Origin of the sequence: Ectothiorhodospira mobilis (genome assembly GCF_900114895.1) — a bacterium.
Classification (GTDB): Bacteria; Pseudomonadota; Gammaproteobacteria; order Ectothiorhodospirales; family Ectothiorhodospiraceae; genus Ectothiorhodospira; species Ectothiorhodospira mobilis_A.
Window position 1 is genome coordinate 212,696 of sequence record NZ_FOUO01000001.1, and the last position, 14,119, is coordinate 226,814.

Here is a 14,119-nt window from a genome sequence, read left to right on the forward strand (position 1 = left end):
ACCGGCTGATTTTCCGATGACCGGCAGGTATGGACGACACACGAGAGCAGCCGGAGGCGCACGTCGATGGACTCATCGCGGCGGGGCGCTTCTTTTCGCAGCAGGGGTGGATGCCCGCCACCACCGGGGATCTGTCACTGCGCCTGGACGCGGGGCCCATGGCCATCACCCGCGCCCACAGCCGCAAGGGGGAACTGACCCCTGAGGACCTGATGCAGGTGGACCTGGAGGGCAATGTCCTCTCTCCGGGCAAACAGCCCTCCGCCGGCAGCTTCCTGCACATCATCCTCTACCGCCGTTCGGACCACATCGGCGCCGTCCTGCATACCCATTCCGCCAACGCCATCGCCCTCTCCCGCCGCCACGGCGGCGACTTCCTGGAGCTGCAGGGCTACGACCTGCTGGCAGAGGTGGAGGGCGCCAACCCCCATGGCGGTGCACTGGCCCTGCCGGTCTACCGCCGCACCCCGGAGATCCCCCGCCTGGCGGCCCAGGTGGACGAGGACCTGCATGGCCACCCGGGGATACCCGGTTTTCTGGTGGAGGGCCACGGCTTCTACACCTGGGGCCGGGACCTGGCCTCGGCCCGCCGCCACGTGGAGATCTTTGAATTCCTCTTCGAGTGCGAGTTGAAGATGCGCGGACCCCTGCCATGACCCAGGCGATCCTCACCGACATCGAGGGCGTCCTGTGCCAGGCCAGCTTCATCCGCCAGGTGCTGACCCCCTACAGCCTGCGCCATCTGCCCGACTTCCTGGAGGCACACCGGGAGGACCCGCAGGTGCGTCGGCTGCTGGCGGATGTGCGGGCCTACGCCGGGAGCGCCCTGGACGAGACGGCGCTGGTGGAGCGCATGCGCGCCTGGATCGAGGCGGAGCAGCAGATCACCCCCCTCAAGGCCCTGCAGGGCCTGATCTGGGAGGCCGGCTACCGGCGCGGGGACTTTCAGGCCCCGGTGGAGGAAGACGCCCTGCAATGCCTTAAATCATGGCGTGACCGGGGCATCCTGGTGTATCTCTTCTCCACCAGTTCCGTCCACGCCCAGGAACTCTGCCTGGCCCACAGTGCGGCGGGGGACCTGCGCCCCCTGGTGGCCCGGTGCTTCGATACCCGCATGGGCGGCAAGCGCCAGACCGCCGCCTACAAGGGCATCGCCGCCGAGACCGGCCATCCCCCCGCCCAGATCCTCTGCCTGGGGGACCGCGTGGCGGAACTGGACGCGGCCGCCGCCGCGGGCATGCACACCTGCTGCCTGCGCCGCCCCGGGGACACCCGGGATCACGGCGGCCACCCGGTGGCGGCCGCACCGCAACAGGCCCAGGCCGCAGCGGCCGGCGCCGCCCCCCACTGACACGCGAACACGGTGGACCCCCCATGTCGGAGTACGCGCTGATCCTGGTCAGTACCGTTCTGGTCAACAACTTCGTGCTGGTGAAGTTCCTGGGGCTGTGCCCTTTCATGGGGGTATCGCGCAAGGTGGAGACGGCTGCGGGCATGGGCCTGGCCACCACCTTCGTGCTCACCCTGTCGGCGGTGTGCAGTTTTCTGGTGAACGAATACCTGCTGGCCCCCTTCGGGCTGGAATACCTGCGCACCATCGCCTTCATCCTGGTGATCGCCGCGGTGGTGCAGTTCACCGAGATGGTGGTGCACAAGACCAGCCCGTTGCTTTATAACGTTCTGGGAATCTTTCTGCCCCTGATCACCACTAACTGTGCAGTGCTGGGTGTCGCCCTGCTGAACACCCAGGAGATGCATGGTTTCATCGAATCGGTGCTCTACGGCCTGGGGGCGGCCCTGGGATTCTCGCTGGTGCTGGTGCTCTTCGCCGCCCTGCGCGAACGCATCGCCGCCGCCGACGTCCCCGGCCCCTTCCGCGGCAATGCCATCGCCCTGGTCACCGCGGGGCTCATGTCCCTGGCCTTCATGGGCTTCATCGGGCTGGGGCGCTAAGGCCCCGGGCACCGTTTCCCGATACAGGTAACCGCCTATGTTCGCCGCCGTCGTTGTCATGAGTTCCCTCTCCGCCGCCTTCGGCCTGATCCTGGGCTATGCCTCCATCCGCTTTCGCGTGGAGAGCGACCCGGTGGTGGATCAGATCGACCGCCTCCTGCCCCAGACCCAGTGCGGCCAGTGCGGCTATCCCGGCTGCCGCGCCTACGCCGAGGCCGTGGCCGCGGGCGAGGCCGATATCAACCTCTGCCCGGCGGGCGGCGAGGCCCTGGTGCTGACCCTGGCGGACATGCTCGGGCGCGACCCCAAGCCGGTGGAAGGGGAGACCAAGCCCAAGGCCTATGCGGTGATCGACGAGAACCGCTGCATCGGCTGTACCCTGTGCCTGCAGGCCTGCCCCGTGGACGCCATCATCGGCGCCCCCAAGCAGCTGCACACCGTGCTCCGGGACCAGTGCACCGGCTGCGAGCTGTGCCTCGACCCCTGCCCGGTGAATTGCATCCACATGCAGCCCGTGCCCCAGGACCTGACCACCTGGAAATGGCCGCTCCCCCTGGAGCGGCCCGACGGCCGCACCCCGGTCCCGGATCTCACCCGTCCCAGCGGCGCCGGCGCGTAGGCGGCGCCAACCCATCCGGACACGCGCATCCATGACGGCAACCCCGCACAAGCTATGGCAGTTCCACGGCGGCCTGAAGCTGCCGGACCACAAGGCGGAGAGCACCGGCGGGCCGGTGGTCACCCCGCCCCTGGCCGAGCGCCTGATCCTGCCCCTGCGCCAGCACATCGGCCAGCCGGCGCAGGCCTGCGTGCAGCAGGGGGAACACGTCTTCAAGGGGCAGATCATCGCCCGCTGCGACACCTACGTGGGCGCCCATATCCATGCCCCCACCTCCGGGCGCGTCGTCGCCATCGGCGATCACCCCGTACCCCATCCCTCGGGGCTGAGCGCCCCCTGCATCACCCTGGAGCCGGACGGGAAGGACGACTGGGGGGACTGCCGCATGCCTCCCCTGGGGGAAGACGAGGCGGCGGACCCCACCACCCTGCGCAACCGCGTGCGTGAGGCGGGCATCGTCGGCCTCGGCGGAGCCGCCTTCCCGGCGGCGGTGAAGCTCAACCCCCGACCCAACCAGGCCATCGACACCCTGATCGTCAACGGGGCCGAGTGCGAGCCCTACATCACCTGCGACGACATGCTCATGCGCACCCGGGCCCGGGAGATCATCGCCGGGCTGCTGCTGGTGCAGCGCACCCTGGGGCCGGCGCGCTGCCTCATCGGCATCGAGGACAACAAGCCCGAGGCGCTGCGGGCCATGACCGAGGCCCTGGGGGGGGAGGAGCAGGACAACATCCGCATCGTGGCCCTGCCCAGCATCTACCCCACCGGTGGCGAGCGCCAGCTGATCCGGATACTCACCGGGCGCGAGGTGCCCAGCGACGGTCTGCCGGCGGACGTGGGCGTGGTCTGCCACAACGTGGCCACCCTGGCGGCCATCCACCGGGCCGTGCACCATGGCGAGCCGCTGATCTCGCGCATCGTCACCGTCACCGGCAGCGGCGTGCGGTCTCCGCGCAACCTGCAGGTCCCCATCGGCACCCCCATCGCCCACCTGGTGGCCCATGCCGGCGGCTATACCGAAGCGGTGGAGCGGCTTATCATGGGCGGCCCGATGATGGGCTTCGCCCTGCCCAGCGACGAGGTGCCCATCATCAAGGGGGGCAACTGCGTCCTCGCCGCCGAGGCCGGTGAGGTGAGCGCCCCCGAGCCGGTGATGCCCTGCATCCGCTGCGGCGAGTGCGTGCGGGTCTGCCCCGTCCGCCTCCTGCCCCAGCAGCTCTACTGGCACACCCGGGCCAAGGACTTCGACAAGGCCCAGGACCACAACCTGTTCGACTGCATCGAATGCGGCTGCTGCGCCCATGTCTGCCCCAGCAATATCCCCCTGGTGCAGTACTTCCGCTTCGCCAAGAACGAGATCTGGGCCCAGGAGCGGGAACGGCAGCAGGCGGACGCGGCGCGCATGCGCCACGAACTGCGCCGCCAGCGCCTGGAGCGGGAGAAGCGCGAGAAGGCCGAGCGCATGAACCGCAAGCGCCAGGCCCCCGGCGGCACATCCGGCGCCGCCGACGCGGCGAAGAAGGCCGCCGTACAGGCGGCCCTGGAACGGGCCCAGGCGCGCAAGGCGACGCAGCAGGACGCCTCCAAAAGCGACGCCTCCTGAACAAACCGGGCCCACACGGGCCCCACCCAACCCCGACCAAGACGGTACGTGATGCGTTTCAAGACCTTCACCTCCCCCCATATGAGCCCGGTGCGCAGCGTGCACCGGGTGATGCGCCAGGTGCTCTACGGGCTGCTGCCCGGCACCGCGGCCATGGCCTGGTTCTTCGGCTGGGGGGTGTTGGTGAACGTCCTGCTGGCGGTGGCCGTGGCCCTGGCCACGGAGACCCTGATGCTGCTGCTGCGCCGCCGCCCCGTGCGCCCCTTCATCACCGACCTGTCGGCGGTGGTGGCCGGCTGGCTCTTCGCCCTGGCGATCCCGCCCCTGACCCCCTGGTGGATCACCCTGGTGGGGGTCGCCTTCGCCATGGCCGTGGCCAAGCACCTCTACGGGGGGCTGGGCTACAACCCCTTCAACCCCGCCATGATCGGCTACGTGGTGGCGGTCATCTCCTTCCCCCGGGAGATGACCCTGTGGATCCCCCCGGGGACCCTGGCGGATCCGGCCTTCACCTTCAGCGAGACCCTGGGGATCATCTTCCAGGGCCAGCTGCCCGCCGGGCTGACCTGGGATGCCGTCACCAGCGCCACACCCCTGGACCGGATCCAGTCGGGCCTGGGTCTGGGCCAGCCCCTGGGGGAGATCCGGGACTCGTCCCCGTTCGGATTCGTGGCCGGCCGCGGCTGGGAGTGGATCAACCTGGCCTTCCTCGCTGGCGGGCTGTGGCTGCTCCACCGCCGCGTCATCACCTGGCAGGCGCCGGCGGGGATGCTGGGGGCCCTGTTCCTCATCTCCGGGCTGTTCTGGCTCATGGACCCCGCCGCCTACCCCGACCCCCTGTTCCAGCTCTTCAGCGGCGCTGCCATGCTGGGGGCCTTCTTCATCGCCACCGACCCCGTCTCCGGCAGCGCCACCCCCCGGGGCCGGCTCATCTTCGGGGCGGGCGTGGGGCTTCTGGTCTTCGTCATCCGCAGCTGGGGGGCCTATGCCGAGGGGGTGGCCTTCGCCGTGCTGCTGATGAACATGATGGCCCCCACCATCGACCAGTACACCCAGCCCCGGGTGTTCGGACAGCGGGCCCGCGGCCAGGAGGACCGGGGATGATCCGCAACGTCGTCATCTCCGCGCTCCTGCTGGCGCTGTTCGGCCTCACCGGCGCCGCCCTGGTGGCCGCCGTGCACCAGGGCACCCAGGCACGCATCGAGGCCAACCGCAAGGCCGACACCCTGGAGCGGCTGCACGCCATCCTCCCGGAAGGGGAATACGACAACGCCATCACGCAGGACACCGTGCGCCTGTCCCATCCCCTGCTGGGGGGCGGGGAGCGCACGGTCTACCGCGCGCGACGGGACGGCCGCCCGGTGGCCGCCGTGTTCTCCGTGGTGGCCCATGGCGGCTATGCCGGAGACATCAAACTGCTGGTGGGGGTGCGGGCCGACGGCCGTGTCGCCGGGGTGCGGGTGGTGGAACACCACGAGACCCCGGGCCTGGGGGACGGCATCGAGGCCGACAAGTCCGACTGGATCCGGGGCTTCGACGGCCGCAGCCTGGGGGATCCGCCCCGGGAGGACTGGGCCGTGCGCCGGGACGGCGGTGACTTCGACCAGTTCACCGGCGCCACCATCACCCCCCGGGCCGTGGTGGAGGCGGTCCGCGACACCCTCATCTACTTCCGGGACCACCGCGATCAGGTCTTCGCACAGAACCGGCAGAACCCAGGGGAGGCCTCATGAGCACCCGCTCCTACCGCAGGATCGTCGCCGACGGCTTCTGGTACAACAATCCGGGCCTGGTGCAGCTGCTGGGCCTGTGCCCGCTGCTGGCCATCTCCGGCACCGTGGTCAATGCCCTGGGGCTGGGGCTGGCCACCACCCTCACCCTGGTGGCCTCCAACCTCTCCGTGTCCGCCATCCGCAACTGGGTGCGCCCGGAGATCCGCATCCCGGTGTACGTACTCATCATCGCCTCGGTGGTGACCGCCATCGAACTGGCCATGAACGCCTATTTCCATGAGCTGTACCTGATCCTGGGGATCTTCATCCCCCTGATCGTCACCAACTGCGCCATCATCGGCCGCGCCGAAGCCTTCGCCTCCAAGAACTCCATGCCCCGGGCCCTGGTGGACGCCCTGGCCATGGGGCTGGGTTTCACCGCGGTGTTGGTGGCCCTGGGGGGGCTGCGGGAGGCCCTGGGCCAGGGCACCCTGTTCGCCCAGGCCCATCTCATGTTCGGGGACATGGCCCGGGGCCTGACCCTCACCCTCGTGGAGGACTACCGCGGCTTCCTCCTGGCCGTGCTGCCCCCGGGGGCCTTCATCGGTCTGGGGCTGTTGCTGGCCCTGAAGAACGCCGTGGACGAACACCTGGAACGGCGCGCCGCGCGCCGGCGCACGGCCATGGCCGAACAGCCCCAGACCTGAACGCACCCATGGACGACCCTACCCGCCGGGAGATCTTCGAGCGCTGGCGCCGCGCCAACCCCCACCCCACCACGGAGTTGCGCTATTCCACCCCCTTTGAGCTTCTGGTGGCCGTGATCCTCTCGGCCCAGGCCACCGACCGGGGGGTGAACCGGGCCACCGAGGGCCTGTTCGCCGTGGCCAACACCCCCCAGGCCCTCCTCGACCTGGGCCTGGAGGGGCTCAAGTCCCATATCCGCAGCATCGGGCTGTACAACGCCAAGGCGGAGAACATCCTGCGCACCTGCCGTATCCTGGTGGAGCGCCATGGCGGCCAGGTGCCGCGGGAGCGGGAGGCCCTGGAGGCCCTGCCCGGGGTGGGACGCAAGACCGCCAATGTCCTGCTCAACACCGCCTTCGGCGAGCCCACCATCGCCGTGGACACCCACATCTTCCGCGTCGCCAACCGCACGGGCATCGCCCCGGGGAGGACCCCGCTGGCGGTGGAGAAGCGCCTCATGGAGGTGGTGCCCATGGAATTCCGCCGCGATGCCCACCACTGGATGATCCTGCACGGGCGCTACGTCTGCACCGCCCGCGCCCCCCGCTGCGGGGAGTGCCTCATCGCCGACCTGTGCGAGTACGACGAAAAGCGGAACGGATCCTCAAAAGGGGCCGGCAAGACCATCGGAAGCGGATGAGCAGCGGATGGAAGGTGTGCGCACGCCCCCATGTTTATGCCATCATCAACGGTCACGGATCCTGGACACGGGACGCATCACGGATGCTGCACGGCAAGGGGCTGCCCCCCACCCAAGGGAAGACCCACATCATGGCCCCGGCAGCGGGCGGTCACGGGGCCGGGCGTGCCCCCCGGCGGCGAGGCGGCCCCCGGCCGTTGCGGCCGTGAGCTGCGGGGATACCCAGGCACAGCGCACCCGCTTCCTCTACGAGGGCCTGCCCGCCTCCCTGCCCGTCAGCCTGGCGGCCGGCCTGGTGCTGGTAGCCACCCACTGGACCTTGCTGCCCGCCCCCCTGATGCTGGGCTGGCTGGCCCTTTTGAGCGCGGCGGCGGGCCTGCGCGGGATCCTGTGGGCGGGTTTTCGCCGCGCCCGCCGCCGTGGGGAGGATGCCGACCCCTGCTGGCTGCAGCGCTTCCGCCTGGGGGCCCTGGCCATGGGCATCGCCTGGGCCCTGGGGGCGCTGCTGCTGACCCAGTCGGGGGACATGGCACACCAGTTCCTCCTGGCCTTCGCCATGGCCGGCATCAGCGCCGGGGTGCTCCTCACCCTGGCCACCGACCGGGTCTCGGCCCTGCTGGTGGTGGCCCCCATGCTCACGGCCCTGGGCCTGGGGATGCAGCTCCAGGAGCAGGGGATGCCCACCGTATCCGGGGGCATCATCCTGCTGTTTCTGGCCTTCGTCGCCCTCACCTCCGGGCGCATGCAGCAACGCTTCGAGGAGAACTTCCGTCTGCGCCAGGAGGCCGAGGAGCAGCGCGCCCATATCCGGGACAACGAACTGCGCTGGCGCTTCGCCCTGGATGGCAGCGGTCAGGGGCTCTGGGACTGGGACCTGGCCACGGGCCGGGTGTATTACTCGCCCCAATGGGTGCGCCTGCTGGGCCACCCCCATGACCCCGGCCGCCCCTCCCTGGAGCTGCGCCAGACCCATATCCATCCGGAGGACCGGGCGCGGGTGGAGCGCGCCCTGGACCGTCACCTGCGCGGCATCGTACCCCGCTACGAGTGTGAATACCGCATGCGGCGCGCCGACGGCGGCCTCATCTGGGTGCACGACCGCGGCCGGGTGGTCACCCGCACGCCCCGGGGCGATGCCCTGCGCTTCATCGGTGTGCTCCAGGACATCAGCCGGCGCAAGCGGGTGGAATCGGCCCTGCGGGAGGAACGCCGGCTCTTCGCCACGGGTCCGGTGGCCCTGCTGGTGTGGGAGGGCATGGACAAGCGCCGCGTGATCTATGCCTCGGCCAATATCCGGGACCTGCTGGGATACGGCCCCGGGGAGCTCTACGCCGACAGCTTCAGCTTCGCCGACCTGGTGCATCCCCAGGACATGATGCAGTTGCTGCAGGACACCCCGAAACCCGGCCAGGATCAGGTGGAACAGTCCTACCGCCTGCGCCACCGCTCGGGGGCATACCACTGGTTCTACGACATCACCCGCGCCGACCGGGACGAGCAGGGCCGGGTCCTGCGTCTGCGGGGCTATCTCTTCGATCAGACCCGCATCAAGCGCATGGAGCAGGCCCTCGCCCGCAGCGAACGGCGCAACCGCGCCCTGCTGGAGGCCCTGCCGGACCTGGTGCTGCGCTTCGACAGCCAGGGCCGCTACCTGGCCTGGCATGCGGGCAACGCCGGCATGCTCTACGTGCCGCCGGAGCGCTTCCTCCACCGCAGCCTCTTCGATGTGCTCCCGGCCGCGGCGGCGCAAAGGCTCTACGAGGGCATCCACCAGGTGCTCCTGCACGGGCGCATGCAGGTGGTGGAATACACCCTGGAGATGGAGGATGGCCGGCACCAGTCCTTCGAGGCCCGGCTGGTGCGGTTGGGGGACGACGAGGTGCTGGCGGTGGTGCGCGATGTCACCGCCCAGAAGCAGGCCACGGAGCGCATCAGTCACATGGCCTTCCACGATGCCCTCACCCAGCTCCCCAACCGGCGGCTGATCCAGGACCGCATCCGCCATGCCATGGAGCACGGCCAGCGCCACGGCCGCTACGGCGCCCTCCTGTTCCTGGATCTGGACCACTTCAAGGCCCTCAACGACAGCCACGGCCACGCCGTGGGGGACCGTCTGCTGCAGCAGGTGGCGGCCCGCCTCAAGGGCTGCCTGCGGGAATCGGACACCGTGGCCCGCCTGGGTGGGGATGAGTTCGTGGTGCTGCTGGAGGGGCTGGACCGCAACGAGAGCCTGGCCCGGGATCAGGCCCTGCAGGCGGGACACAAGATCCTGAAGTCCCTGTCGCTTCCCTACGAGTTGGGGGATCTGGAGTATATCGCCACCCCCAGCATCGGCCTGTGCCTGTTCCGGGGCGAGGGGCTGGAGGTGGACGAACTCATGCGCCGGGCGGACCGGGCCATGTACCAGGTAAAGAAGGCCGGACGCAACGGCCTGCGCCTGTTCCAGGCCACGGCCACCCCCCTGCCCGACAACGCCGCCGGGCGGAACTGAGGCGGTTCGGACCCGCCCCGGTCAGACCCGCTTGGCCGCGTCCTGCTGCAGGTCCATGATCAGGCGGTTGAGGGTGCGCTCGGCGGCAGGGGGCAGGGCGCTGAACTGCAGCCCCAGACGGCAGCGCCCCTCGCGGCGGGGATCCGGCTTGACGTTGCGCACCACCGCCGGCAGATCGCTCCAGTGGTATCCCCCCATCTCCAGGGTCCGGATCAGGATCCCGGTCCCCGGTTCCGGCACGTTCCCGGCATCCAGCTCGCAGTCCAGCCCCAGCCCCTGGATGGAGACATCCGCCGGACGCCCGGAGTAGACCGGCTGATCGTCCCCCGCCCCCTCATCCAGGCACCAATGGGCCCGTGCCTCCATGGCCATGGGGATGGCGACGCGAAAGGCGCCCCGTCGCTGGCGATAGTCCACCACCTCCGGCCAGCGGCATACCAGGGCCTGGAGATCCGCCTCCTCGTGCAGCCGCTCAAAGACGGTGCGAAAGAACAGAGGCACGCCCCGCAGGGAGGCCCGCACCCTGAGCTCGTCCCCCGGGGCCAGGCGGCGCATCAGGACCTCGTTGTTGGGGGCCTCCAGGGCCAGCTGGTCGCTCTCCGGGGCCAACTGGAGCAGCTGGCTCACCCCCTGCAGGCGCAGGGGGGCGTGCTCCAGGGGGGACTCCTCCCCTTCCGGGGCCGGCTCCGGGGCCACGCTGGCACTCACGGTGAGCAGGGCCCGGGTCTTGATGAGCTCGCGCAGGAGGGTCTGCTGTCGCCGGCGGTTGCGGATCAGACTGGCGCTGGGGTCGGACATGGGGGATGGACGCATGGATGCAAGGGCCGGTCATGATACCATCTGCCACCGGGCCTGTGATGTCAGCAACCGCGGCCCCACACCCCTTGCCCGGACCGGCCGTACCATGAAGCCAGCCCCCAACCCACACCGGCCCCCCTTCCTCCCCGGCCGGCCCACCCCGGATACGGCCCCATGATGCGGGGGGCCGGGCTGCAGCATTTCCGGCAGATGGTGGAGGAGGCCTCCGACGCCATCCTCCTGCTGGACCGGACGGGCATCATCCGCTATGCCAATGCGGCGGCGGCCCGGCTCTTCGGTCATCCCCTGGAGACCCTGCAGGGGCATGAGTTCGGCTTCGTGGTGGTGCCCGAGGAACCCACCGAGATCCAGATCCCCCACCCCCTTCGTGGCGTGGTGGCCGCCGACGTGCGCACCGTACCCATGGACATGCAGGGGGAGCCGGTCTGGGTGGTCTACCTGCGGGACGTGACCGACCGCAAGCGGGCCGAGCAGGCGACCCGGGAGAACGAGGTCATCTTCCAGCATCTGCTGCAGGAGGTCCCGGACATCGCCATCCTGGGCTATCACCTGGACGGCACCGTGTTCTACTGGAACCGGGCCAGCGAACGGGTCTTTGGCTACAGCGCCGAGGAGGCCCTCCAGGGCAACCTGCTGGCTCTGATCGTGCCCGAGAACCTGCGCGGGGAGATGGAGGAGAACCTGCGGGGGATGCGCGCCGAAGGGACGCCCCCCGAATCCGGCCCCCTCACCCTGCGCCACAAGACGGGGCACCCGGTGGAGATCTACTGCGCCCACGCCGCCCTGGAATACGGCCCCGGGGACACGCGCCTGTTCTGCATGGGGGTGGACCTCACGGAGAAGCAACGGGACCAGCTGCGCCTGCGGGAGGCCATCCGCGCCGGCAACATCGGCCTGTTCGACTGGGACCTGCGTACCGACAAGGTCTTCTACTCCCGGGAGTGGAAGGCCCAGTTGGGCTACGAGGACTGGGAGATCGGCGACGACTTCAGCGAGTGGCGCTCGCGCCTGCACCCGGATGACCTGGGGCCCGCCCAGCGCAAGGTGGAGGCCTTTCTCGCCCACCCCGAGGGACGCTTCGTCAACGAGGCGCGCATGCGCCACAAGGATGGGAGCTACCGCTGGATCCTGGCCCAGGGCTCCCTCATCCGGGGCGCGGACGGCCACCCCGCCCGGCTGCTGGGATCCCATCTGGACATCACCCAGCGGCATGTCACCGAAGAGAGCCTGCAGCGGCTGGCCTTCGCCGTGGACCAGAGCCCCAGCATCGTGGTGATCACCGACACCGCCGGCCTGATCCGCTACGTCAACCGCCAGTTCTGCCACATCACCGGCTACGAGGAATCCGAGGTGGTCGGCATGAACGCCCAGCGGCTGGGCTCGGGCCTGCCCGGCGACGACAAAGACCCCGGCCTGTTCGAGAAGCTGTCCCGGGGCGGGACCTGGGAGGGGCAGTTCAAGAACCGGCGCAAGAACGGCGAGATCTACTGGGAACGGGCCCGCATCTACCCCATCCGCGACGGCCAGGGGCATATCACCCACTACATCAAGCTGGCCGAGGACATCACCGACCGCAAGCACCTGAGCGACCGCCTGGACTACCTGGCCTTCCACGATCCCCTCACGGGACTGGCCAACCGCGACCTGTTCCTGGACCGGCTCGGGCAGGCCCTGGCGGTGGCGCGCCGGGATGACCACGTGCTGGCGGTGGGCCTGCTGGACCTGGACGATTTCAAGGTGGTGAACGACTCCCTGGGGCACGAACAGGGGGACCGTCTGCTGGTGCAGGTGGCGCGCCGCCTGCGGGTACATCTGCGGGAGGGGGACACCGTGGCCCGATTCGGCGGCGACGAATTCGTGCTGCTGCTCAGCCCCCTGGAGCGGCCCCAGGACGTGATCCCGGTGGTGGAACACCTGCAGCAGGCCTTCGCGGAGCCCTTCCTCCTGGGGGACAACAGCCCCATGGTGCTGGGCTTTAGCATCGGCATCGCCGTCTTCCCCCAGGACAGCGACCGCGCCGAGGAACTGATCCGCCACGCCGATGCCGCCATGTACCGGGCCAAGAACCAGGGCCGCCACAACTACAACTTCTACACCCGGGAACTGGACACCCAGTTGCACGAACGCATGACCGTGGACCAGGCCATGCGCCGGGGCCTGGAGAACCACGAATTCCTGCTGCACTTCCAGCCCCGGGTGGAGCTGGCCAGCGGCCGCATCCACAGCCTGGAGGCCCTGGTGCGCTGGCAGCACCCGGAATGGGGCCTGGTGTCCCCCGGACGCTTCATCCCCCTGGCGGAGGAGACCGGCTTCATCCTCGCCCTGGGGCCGGAGATCCTGCGCCAGGTCTGCCAGCAGATCCGCGCCTGGGAGGCGGCGGGGCTGGAGGCACCGCCGGTGGCGGTGAACCTGTCGGGACGGGAGTTCCAGCAAAAGGGGCTGGTGGAGCGCACCCTGGAGACCCTCAAGGAGACCGGGGTGGAGCCGGGGCACATCGAGTTCGAGATCACCGAGAGTGCCGCCATGCGTTCGGTGGAGCGCACCATCCGCATCCTCTCGCGCATGCACGAACAGGGCTTTCACATCTCCATCGACGACTTCGGCACCGCCTATTCCTCCCTGAACTACCTCAAGCGGCTGCCGGTGCAGGCCATCAAGATCGACCAGTCCTTCGTCATGGACCTGGGGGACGACCCCGACGCCCATCCCGAGGACGCGGCCATCGTGCGGGCCATCATCGGCCTGGGGGAGACCCTGGGCCTGGAGGTGATCGCCGAGGGGGTGGAGACCGCCGCCCAGCAGCGCTTTTTGCTGGCACACGGCTGCCGCATCGGCCAGGGGTTCCTCTTCAGCCGCCCCCAGCCGGCCGAGGTCATCGCCCAATACCTGCCCAGCCGCACCAAGGCGATCGCCACCCAGGCCTCACGGGGCCGATCCTGAGCGGGGGGTCAGCCCTATCCGGGGTGCAGCACCACCCCGGCCCGGGCCATCCGCGCCCGGGCCTGTTCGCCCCCCTCCGGCGTCACCGGCAGCGCCCCGCCGGGGAGCAGCGCGACCCCGAACCCCAGGCCCACGGCGTCCAGGGCCGTGGCCTCGACACAGACATCCTCCGCCAGCCCGCCGATCCACAGGCGCTGCACCCCCCGGCGGCGCAGCTCCTCTGCCAACCCGGTCTCGTCGAAGGCGGAATACTGGTCCTTGTCGAAGCGGGTGCCCTTGGTGACGATGATGCACTCCGCAGGCAGGTTCAGGTCCGGATGGAAGGCGGCGCCGGGGGTATCCTGCAGGCAGTGGGGAGGCCAGGGGCCGCCCTGCTGCGCAAAGCTGGGATGATGCGCAGGGTGCCAGTCCCGGGAGGCATAGACCGGCAGCCCCCGGGCACGGGCCGCCTCCAGGGCGCGGTTGAGGACGGGGATCACCCGGTCCCCCTGGGGGATGGGCAGGCGCCCCCCGGGGCAGAAATCGTTCTGCACGTCCACCACCAGCAGGGCGTCGCCGGGTCTGAGCATCGCATCGATGGCATCCCCCATGA

The 14,119-nt window shown here is 69.9% G+C and carries 13 protein-coding genes; 11 read left to right on the forward strand and 2 right to left on the reverse strand.

Features of this window, described 5'->3' with window-relative positions; translation table 11 throughout:
• Positions 1 to 29 precede the first annotated feature (29 nt).
• The 10 genes from mtnB to BM214_RS00980 all read left to right on the forward strand — a co-directional run bounded on the left by mtnB (position 30) and on the right by BM214_RS00980 (position 9,768).
• A complete protein-coding gene (gene mtnB / locus BM214_RS00935; RefSeq protein WP_090483316.1) occupies positions 30 to 656 on the forward strand; it encodes a methylthioribulose 1-phosphate dehydratase in 627 nt (208 codons plus the stop codon).
• Positions 653 to 1,351 (forward strand): acireductone synthase, encoded by a 699-nt coding sequence (mtnC, locus tag BM214_RS00940; RefSeq protein ID WP_090483317.1) that lies wholly within the window; start codon positions 653 to 655, stop codon positions 1,349 to 1,351. Before mtnB ends, mtnC begins: the two co-directional genes overlap by 4 nt.
• 23 nt (positions 1,352 to 1,374) lie before the next feature.
• Positions 1,375 to 1,953, forward strand: coding sequence for an electron transport complex subunit RsxA (rsxA, locus tag BM214_RS00945; RefSeq protein WP_090483318.1), 579 nt, complete (start codon positions 1,375 to 1,377; stop codon positions 1,951 to 1,953).
• Positions 1,954 to 1,990: 37 nt separating this feature from the next.
• Positions 1,991 to 2,572 carry an electron transport complex subunit RsxB gene (gene rsxB, locus BM214_RS00950; RefSeq protein ID WP_090483319.1) on the forward strand — a complete coding sequence of 194 codons (582 nt, stop codon included), beginning with the start codon at positions 1,991 to 1,993 and terminating at the stop codon, positions 2,570 to 2,572.
• Between the two features lie 31 nt (positions 2,573 to 2,603).
• Positions 2,604 to 4,178 (forward strand): electron transport complex subunit RsxC, encoded by a 1,575-nt coding sequence (rsxC, locus tag BM214_RS00955; RefSeq protein WP_090483320.1) that lies wholly within the window; start codon positions 2,604 to 2,606, stop codon positions 4,176 to 4,178.
• 51 nt (positions 4,179 to 4,229) lie between these two features.
• Positions 4,230 to 5,282: an electron transport complex subunit RsxD gene (rsxD, locus tag BM214_RS00960; RefSeq protein WP_090483321.1), complete on the forward strand. Its 1,053-nt coding sequence runs from the start codon at positions 4,230 to 4,232 to the stop codon at positions 5,280 to 5,282.
• Positions 5,279 to 5,911, forward strand: coding sequence for an electron transport complex subunit RsxG (gene rsxG / locus BM214_RS00965; RefSeq protein WP_090483322.1), 633 nt, complete (start codon positions 5,279 to 5,281; stop codon positions 5,909 to 5,911). Before rsxD ends, rsxG begins: the two co-directional genes overlap by 4 nt.
• Positions 5,908 to 6,597: an electron transport complex subunit E gene (locus BM214_RS00970; RefSeq protein ID WP_090483323.1), complete on the forward strand. Its 690-nt coding sequence runs from the start codon at positions 5,908 to 5,910 to the stop codon at positions 6,595 to 6,597. Before rsxG ends, BM214_RS00970 begins: the two co-directional genes overlap by 4 nt.
• A gap of 8 nt (positions 6,598 to 6,605) precedes the next feature.
• Positions 6,606 to 7,277 (forward strand): endonuclease III, encoded by a 672-nt coding sequence (nth, locus tag BM214_RS00975; protein WP_090483324.1) that lies wholly within the window; start codon positions 6,606 to 6,608, stop codon positions 7,275 to 7,277.
• 205 nt (positions 7,278 to 7,482) lie between these two features.
• Positions 7,483 to 9,768, forward strand: a complete 2,286-nt coding sequence (locus BM214_RS00980; protein ID WP_090483325.1) for a sensor domain-containing protein — start codon at positions 7,483 to 7,485, stop codon at positions 9,766 to 9,768.
• 21 nt (positions 9,769 to 9,789) lie between these two features.
• Here the strand turns inward: BM214_RS00980 and BM214_RS00985 are convergent, their stop codons facing one another.
• Positions 9,790 to 10,566, reverse strand: a complete 777-nt coding sequence (locus BM214_RS00985; protein WP_090483326.1) for a flagellar brake protein — start codon at positions 10,564 to 10,566, stop codon at positions 9,790 to 9,792.
• Between the two features lie 174 nt (positions 10,567 to 10,740).
• Here BM214_RS00985 and BM214_RS00990 point away from each other — a divergent pair, with 174 nt between their 5' ends.
• Positions 10,741 to 13,527 (forward strand): sensor domain-containing protein, encoded by a 2,787-nt coding sequence (locus BM214_RS00990; RefSeq protein WP_090483327.1) that lies wholly within the window; start codon positions 10,741 to 10,743, stop codon positions 13,525 to 13,527.
• Positions 13,528 to 13,541: 14 nt separating this feature from the next.
• Here BM214_RS00990 and BM214_RS00995 read toward each other — a convergent pair whose 3' ends face one another.
• On the reverse strand, positions 13,542 to 14,117 hold the full coding sequence (locus BM214_RS00995) for a nicotinamidase (RefSeq protein WP_090483328.1): 576 nt from the start codon (positions 14,115 to 14,117) through the stop codon (positions 13,542 to 13,544).
• Positions 14,118 to 14,119 lie beyond the last annotated feature (2 nt).